The sequence below is a fragment of the Azoarcus olearius genome, assembly GCF_001682385.1.
Taxonomy (GTDB): Bacteria; Pseudomonadota; Gammaproteobacteria; order Burkholderiales; family Rhodocyclaceae; genus Azoarcus; species Azoarcus olearius.
The window spans coordinates 896,315-919,803 of the sequence record NZ_CP016210.1 but is presented as its reverse complement, the minus strand read 5'-3'; the positions used below and the strand labels follow the sequence as shown (position 1 = coordinate 919,803).

Genomic DNA, 23,489 nt, shown 5'->3' with positions numbered 1-23,489 from the left:
CGGGTAGCGATCATGGCACAGCCGCGGCGAGCTCGCAGCCGGCTCAGGCGCCCTGCTGCCCTGCCTCCACCACCGTCAGCGCGGTCATGTTGATAATGCGGCGCACGGTGGCCGACGGCGTGAGGATGTGCACCGGCTTGGCCGCGCCGAGCAGGATCGGCCCTACCGTCATGCCCTCCCCGGCCGCGCTCTTCAACAGGTTGAAGGCGATGTTGGCCGCATCCAGCGTCGGGAAGATCAGCAGGTTGGCGTCTTCGCGCATGCGCGCATTCGGGAAGATCTGGGTGCGCAGCTTTGCGTCCAGCGCCGAATCGCCGTGCATCTCGCCTTCGACCTGCAGTTCCGGATGGCGCTCGTGCAGCAGGCGCAGCGCGGTGCGCATCTTCTCGGCGGTGGGCGAATCGGCCGAGCCGAAAGACGAGTGCGACAGCAGCGCCACCCGCGGTTCGACGCCGAAGCGCTGCATTTCCTCGGCCGCGAGCCGCGTCATTTCCACCACCTGCTCCGGCGTGGGGTCGTAATTGACGTAGGTGTCGGCGAGGAACAGCGTGCGCTCGGGCAGGCTCAGCACGTTGAGCGTGTAGCAGTGATTGACGCCTTCGCGGCGGCCGAGCACGGTCTCGACGAAGTCGAGGTGCAGGCGATGCATGCCGTAGGTGCCGCAGATGAGGCCATCGCCGTAGCCGAACTTGAGCAGCAGCGAGCCGATCAGCGTGGTGCGGCGGCGCACTTCCTTCTTGGCGTATTCGACCGACACGCCCTTGCGCTCGGTCAGCGCGTGGTAGTGCGTCCACAACTCCTTGAAGCGCGGGTCGGATTCCGGATTGACCAGCTCGAAGTCGCGCTCGGCTTCCATGCGCAGGCCGAAGCGGGTGATGTTGTTGGCGATGACGTCCGGGCGGCCGATCAGGATGGGCCGCGCCATCCCTTCGTCGATCACTGTCTGCACCGCGCGCAGCACTTTCTCGGACTCGCCTTCGGAGAAGATGATGCGCTTGGGCGCCTTCTTGGCCGCGGCGAACACCGGCTTCATCAGCAGCCCGGAGTGCCACACGAAGTTGTTCAGATGACCACGGTAGGCGTCCCAGTCGGTGATCGGACGGGTGGCGACGCCGGAGCTCATCGCGGCCTCGGCCACCGCCGGGGCGATCTTGACGATGAGGCGCGGATCGAACGGGCGCGGGATGATGTACTCGGTGCCGAAGCCGGAGACCTTCTCGCCGTAGGCGGCGGCGACGATGTCGCTCTGCTCGGCGCGCGCCAGTTCGGCGATCGCCCGCACCGCGGCGAGCTGCATCTCGTCGGTGATGGTGGTGGCGCCGACGTCGAGCGCGCCGCGGAAGATGAAGGGGAAGCACAGCACGTTGTTGACTTGGTTCGGGTAGTCCGAACGGCCGGTGGCGATGATGGCGTCGTCGCGCACCGCCTTGACCTCTTCCGGCAGGATCTCCGGAGTCGGGTTGGCGAGGGCGAGGATCAGCGGCTTGGCGGCCATCTTGGCGACCATCTCGCCCTTCAGCACGCCGCCCGCGGAAAGGCCGAGGAAGACGTCGGCGCCCTCGATGACTTCGGCGAGCTTGCGCGCTTCGGTCTTCTTGGCATAGCGCGCCTTGATCGGGTCCATCAGCGCGGTGCGGCCTTCATAGACCACGCCTTCGAGGTCGGTGACCCAGATGTTCTCGACCGGCACGCCCAGCTTCACCAGCAGGCCCAGGCAGGCAAGCGCGGCGGCACCGGCGCCCGAGGTGACGAGCTTGACCTGCTTGAGGTCCTTGCCCTGCATCTGCAGGCCGTTGAGGATGGCCGCGCCGACCACGATGGCGGTGCCGTGCTGGTCGTCGTGGAAGACCGGGATCTTCATCCGCTCGCGCAACTTGCTCTCGATGTAGAAGCACTCCGGCGCCTTGATGTCTTCGAGGTTGATGCCGCCAAAGGTGGGTTCGAGCGCGGCGATCATGTCGATCAGCTTGTCCGGGTCGGGCTCTGCGATCTCGAGGTCGAACACGTCGATGCCGGCGAACTTCTTGAACAGCACGCCCTTGCCTTCCATCACCGGCTTGGCGGCGAGTGCGCCGATGTTGCCCAGGCCGAGCACCGCGGTGCCGTTGGTGATGACGCCGATCAGGTTGCTGCGCGAGGTGAGGTTGGCGGCTTCGGCCGGGTCCTCGACGATCGCGTCGCAGGCCGCGGCGACGCCGGGCGAATACGCCAGCGACAGGTCGCGCTGGTTGGAGAGCACCTTGGTCGGGGTCACCGCGATCTTGCCCGGGCGCGGATAGCGGTGGTAGTCGAGCGCCGCAGCGCGAATGAGTTCGTCCATGTCTGTCTTCCGTCTCTGTGTGTTCTTGTTCTATTGATGGCTGGTGGCAACAAAAGCCCTCGGCGGGGAGAACGCCGCAGGCGGGAGTGTACTCCGCTTGCAACATTTTTTCACATTGCGAAAACATAAATTGCAATGTGGAAAGGCCCCGCGCGCGTGCCTTCATCCCGCCGTGGCATAATCTTAGGCTTTCGCCGACTGCGGAAAACCCTAGTAGTTTCCGTAAGTCGCGACCGCACACGGGATGCCGCGCGGTCAAACGGCCTGTAGCAACGGGGCCGCGGACGGAAAAACCGCATCCGCAAATCAGGAGAGAGGAGAGCTCCAAGCCATGAATCAACGCTTTTCCGACGCAGCGATTGCTGCAGCCCCGGCGTATGTCCGCCATGAAGGCCTGAAGAAATGGGTCGCCGAGATTGCGGCGCTGACCGAACCTGACCGCGTCGTCTGGTGCGACGGCTCGCAGGAGGAATACGACCGGCTGTGCGCCGAGATGGTCGAATCCGGCATGCTGATCAAGCTCAACCCGGAAAAGCGGAAGAACTCCTACCTCGCCTTCTCCGACCCGTCCGACGTCGCCCGCGTCGAAGACCGCACCTTCATCTGCTCGAAGGACAAGAACGACGCCGGCCCGACCAACAACTGGGAAGATCCGGAGACGATGCGCGGCACGCTGAACGGCCTGTTCAAGGGCGCGATGCACGGCCGCACGATGTACGTGATCCCGTTCTCGATGGGCCCGCTCGGCAGCCCGATCGCCCACATCGGCGTCGAGATCTCCGACAGCCCCTACGTCGTCACCAACATGCGCACCATGACCCGCATGGGCAAGGGCGCGATCGACGTGCTCGGCACCGACGGCGAGTTCGTGCCCTGCGTGCACACCGTCGGCGCCCCGCTGGCCCATGGCGAGAAGGACAGCCGCTGGCCGTGCAACCCGACCACCAAGTACATCGTGCATTTCCCTGAAACGCGCGAAATCTGGTCCTACGGCTCGGGCTACGGCGGCAACGCGCTGCTCGGCAAGAAGTGCTTCGCGCTGCGCATCGCCTCCACCATGGCGCGCGACGAAGGCTGGCTGGCCGAACACATGCTGATCCTGGGCGTGGAATCTCCCGAAGGCGAGAAGACCTATGTCGCGGCGGCCTTCCCGTCGGCCTGCGGCAAGACCAACTTCGCGATGCTGATCCCGCCGCAGAGCTTCGGCGGCTGGAAGATCACCACCGTCGGCGACGACATCGCCTGGATCAAACCGGGCAAGGACGGCAAGTTCTACGCGATCAACCCCGAAGCCGGCTTCTTCGGCGTGGCCCCCGGCACGTCGGAAAAGACCAACTTCAACGCGATGGCGACGCTGAAGGAAAACGTCATCTTCACCAACGTCGCGCTGACGGACGACGGCGACGTGTGGTGGGAAGGCATGAGCAAGGAAGCCCCGGCCCACCTGATCGACTGGCAGGGCAAGGACTGGACGCCGGAAATCGCCCGCGAGACCGGCCGCAAGGCAGCCCACCCGAACGCCCGCTTCACCGCCCCGGCCAGCCAGTGCCCGTCGATCGACGCCGCCTGGGAAAGCCCGGAAGGCGTGCCGATCTCGGCCTTCATCTTCGGCGGCCGCCGCGCCACCACCGTGCCGCTGGTGTACCAGGCCTTCAACTGGAACTTCGGCGTCTATATGGCTGCCACCCTGGGTTCGGAAACCACCGCCGCCGCCTTCGGCGCCCAGGGCGTGGTGCGCCGCGACCCGTTCGCGATGCTGCCGTTCTGCGGCTACCACATGGGCGACTACTTCAACCACTGGCTGAAGATGGGTCACGTGGTCGAGCAGACGCCGAAGATCTTCTGCGTGAACTGGTTCCGCATGAACGAAGAAGGCCAGTTCATGTGGCCGGGCTTCGGCGAGAACATGCGCGTGCTGAAGTGGATCGTCGACCGCGTCAAGGGCCGCGTCGCCGCCAAGGAAACCACGCTGGGCTGGATGCCGAAGTTCGAGGATATCGACTGGAGCGGATCCGACGTCACCCGCGAAGAATTCGACGCGCTGACGCAGGTCGATGCCGATGCGTGGAAGTCGGAGCTGGCGCTGCACAAGGAATGGTTCGACAAGCTGCAGGACCGCCTGCCCAAGCAGCTGGTGCTGAAGCGCGAACTGTTCGAGCTCGCACTCAAGGTCTGAGCATCGCGGCTTCGCGCCGCACTGCTCGCGAAAGCGCCGCCCCGCGGCGCTTTTTTCATTTTCGGCCTCCGGTTTTGGGCTAGCCTGAACCCTTCCGCTACAGGATTTCGCCATGCGCCCCGTCCGCCTCCCCCGCCTTTCGCAGCGCAGTGCCGACGTGCAACCCTTCCACGTCATGGAACTGTTGCGCCGCGCGCGCGAACTCGAAGCGATGGGCCGCGACATCATCCACATGGAAGTCGGCGAACCCGACTTCCCGACGCCAGCGCCGGTGGTCGCCGCCGCGACGCGCTTTCTGGACGGGGGCGACGTGCATTACACCCCGGCGCTCGGCCTGCCGGCGCTGCGCGAGGCCATCGCCCGCTTCTACCACGACCGCTTCGGTGCCGACGTCGCGCCCGATCGCATCATCGTCACCGCCGGTGCGTCGGGCGCGTTGATGCTGGCGCTTGCCGCCACCACCAACCCCGGCGACGAGTGGCTGCTGCCCGATCCCGGCTACCCGTCCAACCGCCACCTGGTGCGCAGCTTCGAGGGCGTGGCACAGGCGCTGCCGGTCGACGCCGCAACCCGCTACCAACCCACCGCTGCGCAAGTCGACGCGGCATGGTCAGCGCGCACGCTGGGACTGATGGTGGCGACGCCGTCCAATCCCACCGGCACCCTGCTCGACGCCGCCGAACTCGCCGCACTTCACCGCAGCACGCAGGCGCGCGGCGGCCTGCTGATCGTCGACGAGATCTACCAGGGCCTGACCTACGGCGTGGAGGCCTCGACCGTGCTGTCGCAACCGGCGCTCAACGCCGCCGATGACCTCTTCGTGGTGAACAGCTTCTCGAAGTATTTCGGCATGACGGGTTGGCGCCTCGGCTGGCTGGTGGCGCCGCCCGCCTATGTGCGCGAGATCGAGAAGCTCGCCCAGCACTTCTTCATCGCACCGTCCACGCCTGCCCAGCACGCGGCGCTCGCCGCATTTGCGCCGGACACCACGGAGATACTCGAAGCGCGCCGCCACGAGTTCGCCGCACGCCGCGACACCCTGCTGCCCGCGCTGCGCGAACTCGGCTTCGTGGTCGCCACCGAACCGCAGGGCGCGTTCTACATCTACGCCGACGTGTCAGCACTTGCCTCCGACAGCGAGCAACTGGCCCGCCGCCTGATCGAGGAAGCCGGCGTTGCCGCCACGCCCGGGCTGGATTTCGGCCACCATCATCCGCGCCGCCATCTGCGCATCGCCTACACCACGCGCCAGGACCGATTGCTGGAAGCAGCGGAACGCATCGCCGCGGTGCTGCGGCCGTAAAGCGAAACGGGGCGCCATGGCGCCCCGTTTGCATTTCAGCCCACGCGTGCGACCTCAGACCTTGAGCCGCATCTCCGCCGAGCGGGCGTGCGCCTGCAGGCCCTCGCCGTGGGCCAGTACCGACGCGATCTTGCCCAGATGCTGCGCACCCGCCTCGGAAATCTGCACGATGCTGGTCCGCTTCTGGAAATCGTAGACCCCCAGCGGCGACGAGAAACGCGCACTGCGCATCGTCGGTAGCACATGGTTTGGGCCGGCGCAGTAGTCGCCCAGCGCCTCCACCGCCCAGTGGCCGACGAAAATCGCGCCAGCGTGGCGGATCGCATCGATCCAGCGCTCCGCGTCTTCCATCGACAGTTCCAGGTGCTCCGGCGCGATGCGGTTGGCGATCGCGCACGCCTGCTCCAGGCTGCCGACGTGGATCAGTGCGCCTCGGTTCGCGAGCGACCTGGCGATGGTCTCGCGGCGCGGCATCGTGGGCAGCAGACGGTCGATCGCCGCGTGCACCGCGTCGAGAAAACCGGCATCGGTGCACAGCAGGATGGACTGCGCCAGTTCGTCGTGCTCCGCCTGCGCGAAGAGATCCATCGCCACCCACTCGGCATGGCCGGAACCGTCGGAGATGATCAGCACCTCGGATGGACCGGCCACCATGTCGATGCCCACCGTGCCGAACACCCGGCGCTTGGCTTCGGCGACGAAAGCGTTACCGGGACCGACGATCTTGTCGACCTGCGGAATGGTCTGCGTGCCGTAGGCCAGCGCCGCCACCGCCTGCGCGCCGCCGATGGTGAACACCCGATCGACGCCGGTGATCGCGGCGGCCGCGAGCACCAGCGGGTTCTTCTCGCCGCGTGGCGTCGGCACCACCATGATGAGTTCCTCGACACCGGCGACTTTGGCCGGAATCGCGTTCATCAGCACCGAACTGGGGTAGGACGCGCGCCCGCCGGGCACGTAGAGGCCGACGCGGTCGAGCGGCGTCACCTTCTGGCCCAGCCGCGAACCGTCGGCCTCGACATAGTCCCAGGACTCGGCGCGCTGGCGCTCGTGGTAGATGCGCACGCGGTCGGCGGCGATGCGCAAGGCCTCGCGCTGCTCCACGGTCAGGCTGTCGAGCGCGGCCTGCAGTTCGGCCTTGGGCAGCTCCAGCTCGACCATCGATTTCGCCTCGACATGATCGAAGCGGCGGGTGTATTCCATGACCGCGGCGTCGCCGGTGCTGCGCACCGCGCGCAGGATCTCGGTGACCGCGCTGTCGATGCGCTCGTCGGCCTCGCTTTCGAACGCCAGCAACGCATCCAGCGTCGCGAGGAAATCGGGCTGGCGGGCATCGAGACGGCGGATCGGGGTCGCGAAACTCATGGCTTGATCGCTCCTGCAAAAGCGTCCAGCACCGGCTGGATCAGTTCGCGCTTGAGCTTGAGCGAGGCCTGGTTGACGATCAGGCGCGAGCTGATCGGCGCAATGTCCTCGACCTCTTCGAGGTTGTTGGCGCGCAGCGTGCTGCCGGTGGACACGAGGTCGACGATCGCGTCCGCCAGCCCGACGAGCGGCGCAAGCTCCATCGAACCATAGAGCTTGATCAGGTCGACATGCATGCCCTTGCCCGCGAAATGGGCCTTGGCGCTGTTGATGTACTTGGTGGCGACGCGGATGCGGCCCCCCGGGCGCGTGGCCGCGGCGTAGTCGAACCCCTTGCGCACCGCCACGCACAGGCGGCAGCGCGCGATGTTGAGATCGAGCGGCTGGTAAAGCCCCGCGCCGCCATGCTCGATCAGCACGTCCTTGCCAGCGATGCCGAGGTCGGCGGCGCCGTACTGCACGTAGGTGGGGGTATCGGTGGCGCGCACGATGACCAGCCGAACCTCGGGGCGGTTCGTGCCGATGATCAGCTTGCGCGACGATTCCGGATTGTCGGTGGGCGTGATGCCGGCCGCCGCCAGCAGCGGCAGGGTTTCCTCGAAGATTCGGCCCTTGGAAAGGGCAAGGGTGATGCTGGACACGGAGCGGACCTTGATGGATCGGGCCGTCATTGTAACCCGCGACGCCTTCTGTTAGCCTTCGGCGACTTGGCTGAACCGCCCCGGCGGCTCGGCCATTTTCTTTTGGTGCGCCCCTTTAACGTGAACAGGAGCCGGAGCCATGAAGCCCGAAATCATCGTCTCGTCCCTCGATCTCGAACGCCTCGAAGGACTGCTTGCCGCCCCTGCCGCGCGCAGCCGCGGCGACCTTGACGCGCTGCGGGCCGAACTCGATCGCGCCGATGTGCGCGAGCCCGAGGAGATGCCCGCCGACGTGATCACGATGAACAGCCGCGCCCGTTTCCGCGAGGAAACCAGCGGCCGCGAGTACGAACTCACGCTGGCCTACCCCAAGGATGCCGACGGTGCCGCCGGCAAGGTTTCGGTGTTTTCGCCCGCCGGCAGCGCGCTGCTCGGACTGGCAGCCGGTCAGGCGATCGACTGGCGTACGCCCGAAGGCAGCGCGATCCGTCTGCAGGTGCTGGAAGTGGTGTGGCAGCCCGAGGCGGCGGGCTGCCTGGCGCTGTGAAGGGCGACCGGCCGCGGGGCCGGTCGCAGGTTCAACTCAGCCGGCGGACGCTGGCGCCGAGCGCGGCGAGCTTTTCTTCGAGCCGCTCGTAGCCGCGGTCGAGGTGGTAGATCCGTTCGATCACCGTCTCGCCCTCGGCCACCAGGCCGGCAACGACCAGGCTGGCGGAAGCGCGCAGGTCGGTCGCCATCACCGTGGCGCCCTGCAAGCGCTCCACGCCGCGCACCACCGCGGTGTTGCCGTCGATGCGGATGTCCGCGCCGAGACGCTGCAGTTCCACCGCGTGCATGAAGCGGTTCTCGAAGATGGTCTCGCGGATCATCGCCGCCCCGTCGGCCACGCAGTTGAGCGCCATGAACTGCGCCTGCATGTCGGTGGGAAAGGCCGGATACGGCGCCGTGCGCAGGTTCACCGCCTGCGGGCGGCGCGGCGCCACAAGGCGGATCGCGTCGCGCTCGGAGACGACTTCGCAACCGGCATCCATCAGCTTGTCGATCACCGCATCCAGGTAGCACGACGAAGTGCCGGTGAGACGCACTTCACCGCCGGTTACGGCTGCAGCACAGAGATACGTTCCCGTTTCGATGCGATCCGGCATGATGCGGTGAGTGGCGCCGTGCAGCGCGTCGACGCCGCGGATGCGGATCACGTCGGTCCCGGCGCCGGAGATCTGGGCGCCCATGGCCACCAGACAGTTGGCCAGGTCGACGACCTCGGGCTCGCGCGCGGCATTTTCGATGACGGTTTCGCCCTGCGCCAGGCAGGCCGCCATCATCAGGTTCTCGGTGCCGGTCACGGTCACCATGTCGGTGAACAGCCGGGCCCCCTTGAGCCGCGGCACCTGGGCCTGCACGTAGCCGTGTTCGACACGCACCTCGGCGCCCATCGCCTGCAGGCCCTTGATGTGCTGGTCGACCGGGCGGGCACCGATCGCACAGCCGCCGGGCAGCGACACCCGCGCCTCGCCACAGCGCGCCACCAGCGGGCCGAGCACCAGGATCGACGCCCGCATGGTCTTGACCATCTCGTACGGGGCGACCGGATTGTCGAGCGCAGAAGCGTCGAGGGTCACGCGATCGTCTTCGCGCTCCACCTTGACGCCCATCTGACCCAGCAGCTTGAGCAGCGTGCCGATGTCGTTCAGGCGCGGCACGTTGGTGAACGTGACCGGTTCGCGCGTCAGCAGGGCGGCACACAGGATGGGCAGCGCCGCGTTCTTGGCGCCGGAAATGGCAACTTCGCCGGAAAGCCGGCGGCCGCCTTCAATCAACAACTTGTCCATGAAACCTCGAATGACGGGCCGGCGGCCGCCGGCCTTTTACAGGCCCAGCTCGCCGCGCACCGTTTCCCACTTGGCGGGCGTATAGGTCTGCAGCTGCAGGGCGTGGATCTCGTTGCCCATCAGCGTGCCCAGGGTGGCATACACCGCCTGGTGCTGGCGCACCGGCAGCTTGCCCTCGAAGGCCGCGCTGACCACGATGCCGGTGAAATGGGTGCCGTCGTCGCCTTCGATGGCGACGAATTCACAGGGCAGGCCCTGCTCGATGAGGCGTTTGACTTCGTTTGGGTCGAACATGATTTCCTCTCAGGGCACCCGCCCGCGCTCACCCACGCAGCTTGTAGCCGCGGGCGAGCATCGCGAGCGTCAGCGCCGCCAACAATACGAAACAGAGCCCGACCACCCCGAAGGACAACCAGGGCGACACGTCGGACTGACCGAAAAAGCCGTAACGGAAGCCGTCAATCATAAAGAAGAACGGGTTGACGTGTGACACATCCTGCCAGAGCGGCGGCAGCGAGTGGATCGAGTAGAACACGCCGGACAGCATCGTCAGCGGCATGATCAGGAAGTTCTGGAAGGCCGCGAGCTGGTCGAACTTCTCGGCCCAGATGCCGGCGATGACCCCGAGCGATCCCAGGATCGCCCCGCCCATCAGCGCGAAGGCCAGCACCCACAGCGGGTGCGCCACGTGCAGATCGACGAAGGGAATCGACACCAGCAGCACCCCGGTGCCGACGAACAGACCGCGCAGTACCGCGGCGATGACGTAGGCGGCATAGAACTCGCGGTAGGACAGCGGCGGCAGCAGCACAAAGATGATGTTGCCGGTGATTTTGCTCTGGATCAGCGACGACGAACTGTTGGCGAAGGCGTTCTGCAGCAGCGACATCATCACCAGGCCGGGCACCAGGAAGGCGGTATAGCCGATCTCGCCATACACGGTGACGTGGCGGTCCAGCACGTGGGAAAAGATCAGCAGGAACAGCACCGCGTTCAGCACTGGCGCCATCACGGTCTGGAAGCTCACCTTCCAGAAGCGCAGCACTTCCTTATACAGCAGCGTGCGAAAGCCGGTCAGCGGCGACACCGCTCCCGCCTGCACCTCGACATGGGGCTCAGGCATGGTGCATCACCTCCACGAACACGCGCTCCAGGTCGGGCTCGCCGAGTTGCAACTCGAGGATGCTGGCCTGGGCCTCGCGCAGGCGCGCCAGCAGTTGCTCGACATCGGCATAGGTTTCGAAACCGAACTCGATCCAGCCGCCTTCGCCCAGGATGCCGCCCAGGCCCACCGCCACCTCGGGGCGCTCCACCCGCACCCGCAGGTTGTGGGTGGCGAAACGCCGCAGCAGGTTGTCGGTGGTATCCAGCGCGACTACCTTTCCGGCCTTGAGCATGGCGATACGGCCGCACAGCGTCTCGGCCTCCTCCAGATAGTGGGTGGTCAGCACGATGGTGTGGCCGTCGCGATTGAGCTTGCGCACGAACTGCCACAGCCCCTGACGCAATTCGACGTCGACGCCGGCGGTGGGCTCGTCGAGCACGATCACCGGCGGACGATGGACCAGCGCCTGCGCCACCAGCACCCGCCGCTTCATGCCGCCCGACAGCGCGCGCATATTGGCCTCCGCCTTGGGCAACAGGTCGAGGCTGGCGAGAATCTCGTCGATCCAGGCGTCGTTGTTGCGGATGCCGAAATAGCCGGACTGGATGCGCAGCAGCTCGCGCACCGAGAAGAAGGGGTCGAAGACCAGTTCCTGCGGCACCACCCCGAGCGCACGGCGGGCATTGCGGTAGTCGCTCACAACGTCGTGCCCCATGACCTGGAGCGTGCCGCTGTCCGGCCGCACCAGACCGGCGAGCGCCGAAATCAGCGTCGTCTTGCCAGCGCCGTTGGGTCCGAGCAGGCCGAAGAACTCGCCCTGGCCGATTTCCAGATCGACGCCGCCGAGCGCCTGCAAGGCGCCGTAGCGCTTGGTCACCGCGGAGATGCGGATGGCCGGTGTAGTCATCGTCGGATCAGGCTGCCACAGGCAAAAGGGAATCGATGCCGTAAACCTCGGCCAGGCTCACCAGCGCAGGCGGCAGGTTCGCCACTCGCAGCGGACCGCCGGCGCCCGCGCGCGCGCAGCGCCGCCATTCGAGCAGCAGCGCGAGCGCGGCGGAATCCACATGCGTCACCGCCGCGAAGTCGACCACACGTACTCCGGCAACAAGCGCAGCCCGGCCGCGCGCGCGCCAGCCGCTCGCCGTCGCCAAGGTGATTTCGCCCTCCAGGCGCAAGGCATCGCCCGCGCTCATGAACGGGAACTCCTGCCGGGGCGCAGCGCGCGACGCGGGTGACCGGTACGGAACGTGAGCACCGGCGGGATCATGCGCGCGATTGGGGAGCCGCGGCGCGCTCCAGCGAGCGGTTCTTCTCTTCGAGCGTCCGGATCAGGCCGTCGAGGCCGCCCTTGCGGATTTCCTCGCCGAAGCTGCCGCGGTAGTTCGTGACCAGGCTGACGCCCGCCACGATGACATCGAACACCTTCCAGCCCGCCGCGGTCTTCTCCAGCGTGTAATCGATCGCGATCGGCTGCGCACCCGCCTGGCGCACCTCGGTACGGACCTGCACCGTGGTGTCGGCCTCGCCGTAACGCGCCGGCTTGAAGTCGATCGTCTGGTCACGGTACTGGGTCAGCGCATTCGAGTAGGTGCGGACCAGCAGCGTGCGGAAGGCGTTGACCAGATGGTCCTGCTGCTGCGGAGAGGCCTGGCGCCAGTCGCGCCCCACCGCCAGCATCGTCATGCGGCGGAAGTTGAAGTGCGGCAGCACCTTCTCGTCCACCAGCCCCAGCACCCGGCCCACGTCACCCGACTGGATCGCCTTGTCCTGGCGGACGATGGCGAGCACTTCCTCGGTGACGTTACGCACCAGCACGTCGGGGCCCACCGGGTCCGCCGCGCGCGTCGTCGGGGCCGACAACACGGCCGCGAGCAGCGCCAGCCGCAGGCACAGGGAGAGCCAGCTTCTCATCGCATTCACGGATTCGATTCCTCGTTGTTGGGGGGTAGGGCCTGGGCGAACTCGCCCCCGACCGCCAGCACTTCAAGACTTTCGACCGCGGCGCGGGCGACGAAATCCGCCTGCGTGGGCTGCGGCAATGCGGCGCCCTCGTCGTCGAAGTCTTCGTACTTGCGCGGCGGATTGCCATCGAACACCTTGTACCGCCGCTGCTCCAGGTAGAAGTCGCGCGAGTAGGCGTACTTGTCGATGGTGCCTTCTTCCAGCGTCTTTTCGGTGCCGAGCAGGGTCGAGCGCGTGTGCACCAGGCGCAGCGCCGTCATGCTGTTGCGCGTCGGCACGTGCTGGATCGCCCACACGTCGTCGGCCATCACATCCAGCGGCAAGGCGGCCGCGTCACGCACCGTGCGCGGACCGAAGAAGGGCAGCACCAGATAGGCACCCTCGCCCACGCCCCAGGCGCCCAGCGTCTGGCCGAAGTCCTCGTCATGCTTGGTCAGGCCGGCCGCGGTCGCGACATCGAGGATTCCCAGCACGCCGACGGTGGTGTTCATGACGAAGCGGGCGCCATCCGACAGCGCATCAAGCAACTTGCCCTGCAGCAGGTTGTTGATCGCGATCCAGGGATCGCCGAGGTTGCCGAAAACGTTGCCGACGCCGCTGCGCACGGGGGACGGCACCACGGTCTCGTAAGCCTCCGCCACCGGCTTGATCACCGCGCGGTCGACGCGGTCGTTGAACGCGAACATTGCCCGGTTGTAGTTTTCGAGCGGATCCTGGGGATGGGTCGTGGCCGTGGCGCAGCCACCGGCAAGCAGGGCCGCCAGCACGACCCGCAGGCCGCGACTGCCGGCAACGGAGCGGAACCGGTACGACATGCATGCTCTCCGTGGCATAGGTCGGATTTCTCGGTGGTTGTTATTGCGGCTGCGCGGCGGGTTCGGCCGCCTTGTTGAACAGGAACTGACCGATCAGCTTTTCGAGCACGACCGCCGACTGGGTGAGTTGCACCCGCTCTCCACCCGCAAGCATCTCGACATCCGCGCCAGGCTCCAGCCCGACGTACTGCTCACCGAGCAGGCCCGAGGTGAGGATGGTCGCGATCGTATCGCGCGGAAAGCGGTAGCGCGTGTCGATATCGAGACGAACCACGGCGCGATAGCTTTCGGGGTCGAAGCGGATGTCCGCCACCCGCCCGACGAGCACACCCGCGCTCTTCACCGGCGCCCTCACCTTGAGGCCGCCGATGTTGTCGAAAGGCGCCTCGATCGAATACAGCGCAGCGCCGTTGAGGCCGGAAAAGTTGCCGACCTTCATCGCCAGAAAGACCAGCGCCGCCAGACCCAGCGCAACGAAGATGCCGACCCAGAGGTCGAGCGTGGTACGACTCATCATTGTCCCCGGAACATGAAAGAGGTGAGCACGAAGTCGAGCGCCAGGATGGCGAGCGCCGAACTGACCACGGTGCGGGTGATCGCCCGCGAGACGCCCTCGGCGGTGGGGGTGCAATCGTAGCCCTCGAACACCGCGATCAAGGACACTGCGACGCCGAACACGAAGGACTTGATGACGCCGTTCAGCACGTCATAGCGCACATCCACCGCGGCCTGCATCTGCGACCAGAACGCGCCATCGTCCACGCCGATGAAGACGACGCCGATGAGCCAGCCGCCGAACACGCCCATCGCGGAGAACATCGCGGCGAGCAGCGGCATCGAGATCACCCCGCCCCAGAACCGCGGCGCCACCACCCGCGCCAGCGGATTCACCGCCATCATGTCCATCGCCTTGAGCTGCTCGGTGGCTTTCATCAGGCCGATCTCCGCAGTGACTGCCGACCCCGCGCGGCTGGCAAAGAGCAGCGCCGCCACGACCGGGCCGAGTTCGCGCGTCAGCGACAGCGCGACCAGCACGCCGAGCGCATCGCTGGACCCGAAACGCTGCAAGGTTTCATAGCCCTGCAGCCCGAGCACCAGCCCCACGAACAGCCCCGACACGAGGATGATCAGCAGCGACAGCACGCCCGCGAAGTAGATCTCGCGCAGCGTAAGGTGAATGCGGCGCACCGACTGCCCGGAATACACCAGCACCATCAACAGGAAGCGGGTGGCAAAGCCCAGCCGCCACACCGCGTCGATGCTCATCCCGCCCAGGCGCCGGAGCGCCGCGACCAGCCCGCTCATCGCGGTGTCTCCTCGATCAGCGAGGCGACCGGGGGCGCCGGGTAGTGGAACGGCACCGGGCCGTCCGCCTCGGCATGCACGAACTGATGCACGAAGGGGTCGCGCGAGGCCCGGATCTCGTCAGGCGTGCCCTGCGCAACGATGCGCCCCTCGGAGACGAAATAGACGTAGTCCACGATTTCGAGCGACTCGTGGATGTCGTGCGTCACCATCACCGAACTCGCACCCAGCGCATCGTTGAGCTTGCGGATGAGTTGGCCGATCACGCCGAGCGAGATCGGATCGAGTCCTGCGAACGGCTCGTCATACAGGATCAGCATCGGGTCGAGCGCCACCGCGCGCGCCAGCGCGACCCGCCGGGCCATGCCGCCGGACAGCTCCGCCGGCTTGAGGGCGTGTGCCCCGCGCAGGCCGACGGCATTCAGCTTCATCAGCACCAGATCGCGGATCAGGTCGGCGTCGAGGTCGGTATGTTCGCGCAGCGGAAAGGCGACGTTGTCGAACACCGTCATGTCGGTGAACAGCGCCCCGAACTGGAACAGCATGCCCATCCGGCGGCGAAGCTCGTACAGGCGCGCGGCCGAAAGCCCGGCCACGTTCTCGCCGCCCACCTCCACCACGCCGCTGCTGGCCTTCAGCTGCCCGCCGATCAGACGCAGCAGGGTGGTCTTGCCGCACCCGCTGCCGCCCATGATCGCGACCACCTGCCCCTTGCCCACGGCGAGGTCGATCCCGCGCAGCACTTCCCGCTCGCCATATGCAAAGCGAACGCCGTGCAAGCGCACCAGGGGGTCGGCGTGCTGGGAGGACGGGACGGGGACGGGCGGCATTGGGGCGGACGATTCCTGGACGCTCGGAAAACGGCGCAGTTTAACAGAGCGCCGCCGGACGACGCCCGGGCGGATGTTGCTCACCGGCAACGCCAGCCCGACGCGCGGCATTCACGACGGGCTTTCCGCGCGCGTCCCGAAGCGACCCGAAATATCTTTTTGTCATTTCCGGATTCACCCCCTAGAATGCCGCGTCTATTCATTTGCCATATCCGCGAACACGCCGATGCGTCCTCAGCCGATCACCGCCGTGCTTGCCGCGCTGCTCGCGGCGGCGTGCGCGCCGCTCCAGGCGCCGCCGGCGCTGGGCCATCTCGGCACTACGCCGGCAACAGCCGTGCTCGCGCCCATCCCTGCACCCGCACCCGGCGCCCTCACGCTTCCGCCACCGCGCCCCGTCGCTGCGGAAGAGACCTATTCGATCGTGGTCAACAAGGTGCCGGTGGAGTCCCTGCTGTTTTCCCTGGCACGCGAAAGCGGACTGGAGATCGACCTGCATCCGGGCCTGCAGGGCACGGTCACGCTCAATGCGGTCAACCAGCCGCTGCGCCAGTTGCTGGAACGCATCGCCCGCCAGGTGGACATGCGCTTCGAACTGGACGGCCGCCACCTCGCCGTGATGCCCGACGCCGCCTTCCACCGCACCTACCGGCTCGACTACGTCAACCTCACCCGCGGCATGTCCGGCACCGTCGCCACCAGCACCCAGATCGCCACCTCGTCGTCGGCGCTCGGCGCTGCCCGCACCAGCGGCGGCAACGCCTCGATCACGCAGATCGAATCGACCTCCGCGAACCGCTTCTGGGAGTCGCTGGAAGCCAACCTGCGCGCCATCCTCGAACTGGGCAAGGATGCCGACGCCGTGGTGAGCAACCGCGAAAGCGGTGTCCTGGTCGTGCGCGCCACCGCGCGCCAGCACAGCCGCATCGCCGAGTTCATCGATGCGGTGCAGCGTGCGGCGCGCCGCCAGGTGATGATCGAAGCCACCATCGTCGAAGTCGCGCTTGGCGACGAGTACCAGCAGGGCATCGACTGGCGGCGCCTCGGCAACCCCAACTGGCGGGTCGCCGCGCGCGGCAGCGGCGACGCGAACGCACTGACGCCCACCCTGAGCTACCTCTCCGACCGCCTCGACGTGCGGCTGGACCTTCTCGAAACCTTCGGCAGCGCCAAAATCCTGTCCAGCCCGCGGCTCTCGGTGCTCAACAACCAGACGGCCATGCTGAAAGTCGTCGAGGAGGTGGTGTATTTCCTGGTGGACGCCTCCACCACCCAGTACGACGACGCCGACCGAGAGAAGACCACCGCGACGACGACACCGCAGTCGGTGTCGGTCGGGATGGTGATGGCGCTCACCGCGCAGGTCAGCGCGGGCGGCGAAATCATCCTCAACGTGCGCCCGACGATCTCCAGCATCTCCGGCTTCAAGGACGATCCCAACCCCTCGCTCGGCAGCATTCCCAACCGCGTGCCGCAGATCCGCACGCGCGAGATCGAATCCGTGCTGCGGCTGCGCAGCGGCGAAACCGCGGTGCTTGGCGGGCTGATCGAGGACAAGGTCGATTACGACACCGGACGCATTCCGCTGCTCGGAAGCCTTCCACTGCTCGGTGAGGTCTTCAGCCACCGCGACAACGCCGTGCGGCGCAGCGAACTCGTGATCTTCCTGCGGCCGGTGGTGGTCGAAGACCCCGCGCTCGGCGGCGACTACGCCGAACTGCGCCAGCATCTGCCGGACGCCGGCTTCTTCGACATCGGCCACCCCCATGGCACCCCGTTGCGGGTGCGGGCAAACCCGGGACTAGGCCAGCCGTGAAGCGCCTGCCCCCGTCCCGGCTCCCCGGTTCCCGCCCCCACCCCTCGCCCCGGGCGGCAACGGCGGTGCTTCTCGCTGTGCTGGCTTTATCCACCGCTCGTGCCGAAGGCGGCACGCCGCTGCAGGACGACGCCACCCCTTACACCAGCCTCGCCGCCGCCCATGCCGCGCTCGAAGCGGGACAACTCGACGCGGCGCGCGCCCATTACATCCACGCCCTGCGGCAGGCGCCGACCGCGGTGGAGGCGCGCAATGGTGTCGCCGTGGTGCTGCTTCGGCAGGGGGATGCAGCGGGCGCTGCAAGCTGGTTCCGTGCCGCGCTCGAGGTGTCTCCCGACGACCCGCTGGCGCACGCCGCGTTGTACAGCCTCGGCGCGGAGACGGCACCTGCCAGCGAAGACCGGCTGCGCCGCCTGCTCGGCCGCCACCCCGACGCGGCCGCCTTGCATCTCGCCCTCGGAAACCTGCTCGCCCGCCAGGATCGCTGGGCCGAGGCGCAGGATGCCTACTTCCGCGCCTACACGTTCAACCCGGACGAACCCGACGTCCTCTTCAATCTGGCCGTTGGCCTGGACCACCTGCGTCAACGCAGCGCAGCCGGCTTCTATGCGCGCGCCCTCGAAGCAGCCTTGCTGCGGCCGCACAGCTTCGACCCGGAACAGGCCCGCGGGCGCCTGCACGCCCTCACCGCAACGCGATGAACGCCGTGGCGCCCCTCCCCGATCACGACGCCCTCGCCACGCTGTTGCTCGCGGCCGGCGTCATCGGACAGGACCAGCTGCGCATTGCCCGAATGGAGCAGCAGCGCGCCCCGCGGCCGCTGGCAGATCTGCTGCTCGGGCTGGGATTCCTGTCCGAGTCGGCACTGCGCGGCGTGATCTCCGAAGCGAGCGGACGGCGGCCGGTCGACCTCGCCCGCAGCCTGCCGGATGACGCGGCGCTCGCCCTGGTGCCGGTCGAATTCGCGCGGCGGAACCAGTTGCTGCCCCTGAGCCTGGATACGGACCGGGGCGTGCTCACCATCGCCACCGCGGCAACCGACGACCGCGCCGTCATCGACAAGCTGCTCGCGCTGTGTCCGCAGTTGCGCCGGGTGGAATGCCTGCTGGCAGCAGGCCCCGAACTCGGCCGCGCGATCGAGCGCCACTACGGCCGGGCGCAGTCGCTCGAGAGCATCCTGCACGAACTCGAAACCGGTGCCCCGCCCCCACCCCAGCGGCCCGGCGGCGAGGGACACCCCCAGGCCCTGGTCCGGCTGGTGGATGCGCTGCTGCTCGACGCGGTGAAGCGCGACGCATCCGACATCCACTTCGAACCCGAGGCTCACCATCTGCGCGTCCGCTGCCGCATCGACGGTGTGTTGCGGCAGACCCGCGCGCTTCACGCCACCTACTGGCCGGCAATGGCGGTGCGGATCAAGGTCCTTGCCGGCCTCAACATTGCCGAGACCCGTGTCCCGCAGGACGGCCGCTTCTCGTTCGACGTCGCCGGCCATGCCATCGACTTCCGCGTTTCGTGCATGCCGACGCTGCACGGCGAAAACGTCGTGCTGCGCCTGCTCGACCGCAGCAAGGGCGTGGTCCCGCTCTCCGACCTCGGCCTGGGCGCCGGAGACCTGGCCGCGCTCGAAGCGATGATCGCCCGCCCCGAGGGCCTGATCCTCGTCACCGGCCCCACCGGCAGCGGCAAGACCACCACGCTGTACTCCTTGCTCGCGCATCTCAATACCGAGGCGCGAAGCATCATGACGCTGGAGGATCCGGTCGAATATCCGATGCCGCGGCTACGCCAGACCCAGGTCGCCGACAGCGGGCGCATCGGCTTCGCCGAAGGCGTGCGGGCAATGCTGCGGCAGGACCCGGATGTACTGCTGATCGGCGAAATCCGCGATGCCGACACCGCGGCCATGGCGCTGCGGGCGGCAGTCACCGGTCATCAGGTGTATTCGACGCTGCACGCCGGCTCGGCGCTCGGCGCGCTGCCCCGGCTGCGCGAACTGGGGGTGTCGCCCGAGATGCTGGCGGGTAACCTCATCGGCATCGTCGCCCAACGCCTGGTGCGCCGCCTTTGCCCGGACTGCGCCGAAACAGTGGCGATCGAGCCGTGGGCGCGACCCTACCTCGCCACCAACGACAGCACAGCCGCCACCCGGATGCAGGCCCGCGGCTGTGCCCGCTGCAACTTCCAGGGCTATCGCGGCCGGCTCGCGCTGATGGAAATCCTGCCGGTCGACACGGGGCTGGACGACCTCCTCGCCCGCGGCGCCAACCGTTCCGACCTGCTCGCCCATGCGCAGCGTCAGGGCCATGTCGGGCTTGCCGCTGCGGGGCTCGCCCGGGTGCGGGCCGGAGACACCACGCTGGAAGAACTGCTGCGCGTCGTCGACGTCCGTGGAGCCCGGCGATGAGCAGACTGCAGGCCCATGCCTATCGCGCGGTCAACGGCGACGGCCGCCGGGTGCGCGGTCGGGCCCACGCGCTGCACCTCAACGATCTCGAAGCACGGCTCGCCACCCGCGGGCTCACCCTCATCCACGGCGAAGTGGCGCGCCGCAGCCTTCGGCCCCAGCCTCGCCTGCCCGCGCGCGAGCTGGGCGCGTTCTGCGCCCAGCTCGCCCATCTGCTGGAGGCCGGCATCCCGCTGGTGGAGGCCCTGCGCGACCTCGGCGAGGGCAACGCGACGCCCGCCGCGCGCCCCTGGGACGACATCGCGACCGCGCTCGAGGGCGGCGACACCCTGTCCGACGCCTGCGCCGCGCGCGCCGATCTGTTCGACGAGGTCTTCGTCAGCCTGCTGCGCGCCGGCGAGCAGGCCGGGCGCCTCCCCGCAGTCCTGCACCATCTGGCGGCGACGCTGGAACGCAGTGCGCAGGTGGCCGCCCATCTGCGCCGGATGTCTATCTATCCCACCTTCGTGCTTGCGGTTCTTGCGGTCGCGGCCGGAACAGCCCTGGTCTTCGTGGTGCCGCAACTGAGCTCCCTGTTCCGCAGCCTGGGCGAAACCCTGCCGTGGCAAACCCGCGCGCTGCTCAGCCTGTCGGACCTCGTGCTCAGGCACGGCGCCTGGGCCACGGTCGTGGCGGTCCTTTGCCTCGCCGGCGTGCGCCTCGCGCTCCTGCGCAGCATCGCATTCCGCCTTCAGGTCCACGCCGCGCTGCTGCGTCTGCCGGTGGTCGGCGGGCTGTGGCACACCGCGCTGCTCGCCCGCGTCTGCCAGGTCCTCGCGGTGTCCTACGAGGCCGGCGTGCCGATCGTCGCCGCAGTCACCACCGCCGCGGGCACCGCAGGCAACCTTGTGGTCCGCACCGGCCTGGAGCAGGTCGCCGACGACATTGCGGCCGGGGCAGATCTGAGCGGAGCGCTTGCCTCAACCCGCGTGTTCCCGCCGCGGGTCACACGGATGCTGCGGGTCGGCGAGCACAGCGGTACGCTCGACCGCGCCCTGCGGCACGCCGGCGCCTTCTACGAGCGCGAACTGCAGGAAGGCGTCGCGCGCTTGCAAGCCGCGGTCGAGCCGGCGCTCACTGTGCTGCTCGGCCTGCTGATGCTGTGGATCATGAGCGCGATCCTCGGCCCCATCTACGACGTGCTCGGAAAGCTGCCGCTGTAGGCCGCCATGGGACGAGACTGCCTGCTCCTGATTTCCGCGGCCGGCGCAAGGGCATGGACGCAGCAGCGCAGCGGCCTGGCGCCCGGACCGCACTTCGCCGCCGATGCGGCGGGCCACGCGGCCTTTTCTGAATGGCTGAGCACCTGCCCGGCCGCCTCCTTTACGCTGCTCGCCGACCTCGCGGGCGAAAGCTTGCGCCTGGAAACCCTCCCGCGCAGCCGGGGCCGCGACCGGACATCGCTGATCTCGCGCCGATGCCGGCAGCACTTTCCCGACACCCCATACACCGCGGCGCAGCCCTTCCGGGCGCCATCCGGTGCGCCCCCACGGGAGACAGTGCTGCTGTCCGCGCTCACGCCCGCGGATGCGCTCGAACCCTGGCTGCAGCGTCTGGCCGCGCAAGGCAGTGCGGTACGCTCACTGCACGGCATGGGCTTCGCGCTCGCCCTGTGGGTGCGCCGGCACGGCCGCCGCCAGCCCGTCCTGCGCGGCGACTTCCTGCTGGTGAGCGCGTCCCCCGCGGGTGAGCGGCACAGCTATTTCCAGCACGGGCAGCTGCGGTTCTCCCGCCTGATCGGTGACGGCGAGGAAGCGCCGCTGCGGCGCAGCGAGGCCCACCTCTACGCCCACGACCTGACCGACCGGCGCACGCCGCTGACGATCGTCGGCGTGGGCGCCGAAGACCTCGTCGCCGCGCACAATTCCGGCCCGCACCATGAAGGCGGCATCCCGGCGCCCTTCCAACCGGTCGCGCTGCACCTGCCGTCGCCCGCCGGCCCCGACGCCGCTTGGCTCGCCCCACTCCACCGGCTACTGAGCCGCGCGCTGCACCCGCAGGCCGGGCACGCCCCCGCAGACTTGGTACGCGTCTTCCGCGCCCGCCGTGCCCTCGCCACCCTCGGCGGGATGGCCGCTGCAGTCGGCGTCATCGCGCTTGCCGGGGCAGCGGGCGTCGCCCTCTCGACGCGCCCGCTCGTGCAGCACAACGCCGAGCTCACGGAGCGACTGGCCGTCGACGCACGCACCCTTGCGGCACTTCAGGCCGACACGCCCGCAACGCCGCACCCGCCCGCCGCGATGCGCGCGATCGCGGCCGAGCTTGGCCGCCAACGCCGGCTTCACGCGGAACCCCGGCAGGCACTGGCGACCATCGCCGCGGTGCTCGACCGCCACCCGCAGGCAGTGCTGCACGAACTGCGCTGGGAGCGACCGCCGCAGGACGGCGCCGGCCCGGCACCGCTGCGGGTGACCCTGCGGCTCGAACTGGACGGAAGCGATGACCGCGCCAGCGCGCGTGGTGCCGAACGCCTTGCCGCCGATCTCGCGCGCCAGCCGGGTATCCAGCTCCGGCCGATCCCCGCTGAAACCGCCCCCGGCGCGACACCCGCCGGACATCTCCGGCTCGAACTCCAGTTTCTGGAGCCCGCATGAATCGCCGGCGTGCATGGCGTACTCACGCCTCGAGCTACCGCGCGCTTGTCCTTGGAGCGGCGCTGCTGCTGATCGGCGGGGCAACGCTTGCCGCGGCGCTGACCCACCAGGAAGTCGAGCGGGCGGCTTCGGCCCGCCTGCAGCGGGAGTTGGCGGACACAAGCGCCGGCATCGATGCCACGCGCCAAAGCCTCCTGCAACTGCGCAGTGATCTTGCAAGCTATCGCGCACTGCTCGCACACGGCACGCTCGGCCCCGAGCGCACCGCGCGCTGGGCCGACACCCTTGCCCGCCAGCTCGCCACGCAGGAGCTTGGGCACGTGAGCGTGCAGTTCACCGCTGCACGCCCGCTGCTGGCGGACAGCCCGCAGGGGCTACACGCGGCCACCGCACGTATCGCCGTCGAGCTTTCTCACGAGGAGGCGCTGCTGGACCTCCTCGACGGCGTCGCCGGCACGGCGGACGCCCTCGTCATCGGCCGCGGTTGCGACGTCCTTCGGCGCAGCACAAACCCCGCACCTGCCGCGCTCCACGCGGAATGCGAATTCGACTGGATCGCCCTGTCGGGGCCGGGCAGGGCGCCGTGAAGCGGCGATCCGCCCTGCTCCCGCTCCTGCTCGCGCTGTGGTCCGGCTCCGCCCCCGCGGCCCCGCTCGGACGCTTGTTCTTCACGCCGGCCGAACGTGCCGCCGGCGCGCTGGCAGTTTCACCTCCGCCGACCACCAGCCCGACTGCCGCGGCACCGCGGCTGGACGGGGTGCTACGCACCGGCCGCGGCCGCACGCTCGTCTGGCTCGACGGCGAGCCACGCGTCCTGGAAGCCGGCGCCCGACTCCGGTTCGACCCCGCGCACGGCGAGGCCACGTTCAGCCTGGCAGCCGCCCCGCTGCGCCTGGGCGACACGGACGCCCCCGAGCCCGCGCCGCGCTGGCGCCGCGCGATCACCGGCACGCGCGAGCCCCTGCCATGAGGCACTCCA

General features: G+C 68.4%; 23 protein-coding genes. 10 read left to right on the top strand and 13 right to left on the bottom strand.

The annotated features are described in order from the left end of the window. Positions 1-43 precede the first annotated feature (43 nt). Entirely contained in the window at positions 44-2,320 is a 2,277-nt protein-coding gene (locus dqs_RS04385) for an NADP-dependent malic enzyme (protein WP_065339769.1), read from the bottom strand. Between the two features lie 331 nt (positions 2,321-2,651). Here dqs_RS04385 and dqs_RS04380 point away from each other — a divergent pair, with 331 nt between their 5' ends. Both dqs_RS04380 and dqs_RS04375 read left to right on the top strand, forming a co-directional pair. Then, positions 2,652-4,496, top strand: a complete 1,845-nt coding sequence (locus dqs_RS04380; protein WP_011764554.1) for a phosphoenolpyruvate carboxykinase (GTP) — start codon at positions 2,652-2,654, stop codon at positions 4,494-4,496. Between the two features lie 112 nt (positions 4,497-4,608). Further along, positions 4,609-5,799: a pyridoxal phosphate-dependent aminotransferase gene (locus dqs_RS04375; RefSeq protein ID WP_065339768.1), complete on the top strand. Its 1,191-nt coding sequence runs from the start codon at positions 4,609-4,611 to the stop codon at positions 5,797-5,799. Positions 5,800-5,853: 54 nt separating this feature from the next. Here the strand turns inward: dqs_RS04375 and hisD are convergent, their stop codons facing one another. Both hisD and hisG read right to left on the bottom strand, forming a co-directional pair. Then, positions 5,854-7,164 carry a histidinol dehydrogenase gene (gene hisD, locus dqs_RS04370; protein WP_065339767.1) on the bottom strand — a complete coding sequence of 437 codons (1,311 nt, stop codon included), beginning with the start codon at positions 7,162-7,164 and terminating at the stop codon, positions 5,854-5,856. Beyond that, positions 7,161-7,805: an ATP phosphoribosyltransferase gene (gene hisG / locus dqs_RS04365; protein ID WP_041643290.1), complete on the bottom strand. Its 645-nt coding sequence runs from the start codon at positions 7,803-7,805 to the stop codon at positions 7,161-7,163. Before hisG ends, hisD begins: the two co-directional genes overlap by 4 nt. Positions 7,806-7,944: 139 nt before the next feature. Here hisG and rnk point away from each other — a divergent pair, with 139 nt between their 5' ends. Then, positions 7,945-8,352, top strand: a complete 408-nt coding sequence (gene rnk, locus dqs_RS04360; RefSeq protein ID WP_065339766.1) for a nucleoside diphosphate kinase regulator — start codon at positions 7,945-7,947, stop codon at positions 8,350-8,352. A gap of 31 nt (positions 8,353-8,383) precedes the next feature. Here rnk and murA read toward each other — a convergent pair whose 3' ends face one another. The 10 genes from murA to dqs_RS04310 form a co-directional block, all read right to left on the bottom strand. Next, positions 8,384-9,634, bottom strand: coding sequence for a UDP-N-acetylglucosamine 1-carboxyvinyltransferase (murA, locus tag dqs_RS04355; protein WP_065339765.1), 1,251 nt, complete (start codon positions 9,632-9,634; stop codon positions 8,384-8,386). A gap of 36 nt (positions 9,635-9,670) precedes the next feature. Next, entirely contained in the window at positions 9,671-9,928 is a 258-nt protein-coding gene (locus dqs_RS04350; protein ID WP_011764548.1) for a BolA family protein, read from the bottom strand. Between the two features lie 28 nt (positions 9,929-9,956). Further along, entirely contained in the window at positions 9,957-10,757 is an 801-nt protein-coding gene (locus dqs_RS04345; protein WP_011764547.1) for an ABC transporter permease, read from the bottom strand. Beyond that, the gene (locus dqs_RS04340) at positions 10,750-11,646 is read right to left on the bottom strand and encodes an ABC transporter ATP-binding protein (RefSeq protein ID WP_065339764.1); all 897 of its coding nucleotides are present in this window, start codon (positions 11,644-11,646) and stop codon (positions 10,750-10,752) included. The genes dqs_RS04345 and dqs_RS04340 overlap by 8 nt, the downstream gene beginning before the upstream one ends. A gap of 7 nt (positions 11,647-11,653) precedes the next feature. Then, the gene (locus tag dqs_RS04335; RefSeq protein WP_065339763.1) at positions 11,654-11,935 is read right to left on the bottom strand and encodes an STAS domain-containing protein; all 282 of its coding nucleotides are present in this window, start codon (positions 11,933-11,935) and stop codon (positions 11,654-11,656) included. A 70-nt stretch (positions 11,936-12,005) separates the two neighbouring features. Beyond that, positions 12,006-12,653, bottom strand: coding sequence for an MlaC/ttg2D family ABC transporter substrate-binding protein (locus dqs_RS04330; protein ID WP_065341638.1), 648 nt, complete (start codon positions 12,651-12,653; stop codon positions 12,006-12,008). A 5-nt stretch (positions 12,654-12,658) separates the two neighbouring features. Then, positions 12,659-13,519: an MlaA family lipoprotein gene (locus dqs_RS04325; RefSeq protein ID WP_011764543.1), complete on the bottom strand. Its 861-nt coding sequence runs from the start codon at positions 13,517-13,519 to the stop codon at positions 12,659-12,661. Between the two features lie 40 nt (positions 13,520-13,559). Further along, entirely contained in the window at positions 13,560-14,033 is a 474-nt protein-coding gene (gene mlaD / locus dqs_RS04320; protein WP_011764542.1) for an outer membrane lipid asymmetry maintenance protein MlaD, read from the bottom strand. Beyond that, positions 14,033-14,824 carry a lipid asymmetry maintenance ABC transporter permease subunit MlaE gene (mlaE, locus tag dqs_RS04315; protein WP_011764541.1) on the bottom strand — a complete coding sequence of 264 codons (792 nt, stop codon included), beginning with the start codon at positions 14,822-14,824 and terminating at the stop codon, positions 14,033-14,035. Before mlaE ends, mlaD begins: the two co-directional genes overlap by 1 nt. Continuing rightward, complete coding sequence (locus tag dqs_RS04310; protein ID WP_011764540.1) at positions 14,821-15,654, bottom strand: ABC transporter ATP-binding protein; 834 nt, start codon at positions 15,652-15,654, stop codon at positions 14,821-14,823. Before dqs_RS04310 ends, mlaE begins: the two co-directional genes overlap by 4 nt. Positions 15,655-15,880: 226 nt before the next feature. Between dqs_RS04310 and dqs_RS04305 the strand changes: the two genes are divergently transcribed. The 7 genes from dqs_RS04305 (at position 15,881) to dqs_RS04275 (ending at position 23,480) form a co-directional block, all read left to right on the top strand. Continuing rightward, entirely contained in the window at positions 15,881-17,470 is a 1,590-nt protein-coding gene (locus dqs_RS04305) for a pilus (MSHA type) biogenesis protein MshL (protein ID WP_236778732.1), read from the top strand. Positions 17,471-17,535: 65 nt separating this feature from the next. After that, positions 17,536-18,171, top strand: coding sequence for a tetratricopeptide repeat protein (locus tag dqs_RS04300; protein ID WP_065339761.1), 636 nt, complete (start codon positions 17,536-17,538; stop codon positions 18,169-18,171). Next, entirely contained in the window at positions 18,168-19,877 is a 1,710-nt protein-coding gene (locus dqs_RS04295; protein WP_065339760.1) for a GspE/PulE family protein, read from the top strand. Before dqs_RS04300 ends, dqs_RS04295 begins: the two co-directional genes overlap by 4 nt. Continuing rightward, the gene (locus dqs_RS04290) at positions 19,874-21,079 is read left to right on the top strand and encodes a type II secretion system F family protein (protein ID WP_065339759.1); all 1,206 of its coding nucleotides are present in this window, start codon (positions 19,874-19,876) and stop codon (positions 21,077-21,079) included. The genes dqs_RS04295 and dqs_RS04290 overlap by 4 nt, the downstream gene beginning before the upstream one ends. A 6-nt stretch (positions 21,080-21,085) precedes the next feature. Then, entirely contained in the window at positions 21,086-22,510 is a 1,425-nt protein-coding gene (locus dqs_RS04285; protein ID WP_065339758.1) for a hypothetical protein, read from the top strand. Further along, positions 22,507-23,097, top strand: a complete 591-nt coding sequence (locus tag dqs_RS04280) for a hypothetical protein (protein ID WP_065339757.1) — start codon at positions 22,507-22,509, stop codon at positions 23,095-23,097. Before dqs_RS04285 ends, dqs_RS04280 begins: the two co-directional genes overlap by 4 nt. Beyond that, positions 23,094-23,480: a hypothetical protein gene (locus tag dqs_RS04275; RefSeq protein ID WP_065339756.1), complete on the top strand. Its 387-nt coding sequence runs from the start codon at positions 23,094-23,096 to the stop codon at positions 23,478-23,480. The genes dqs_RS04280 and dqs_RS04275 overlap by 4 nt, the downstream gene beginning before the upstream one ends. Positions 23,481-23,489 lie beyond the last annotated feature (9 nt).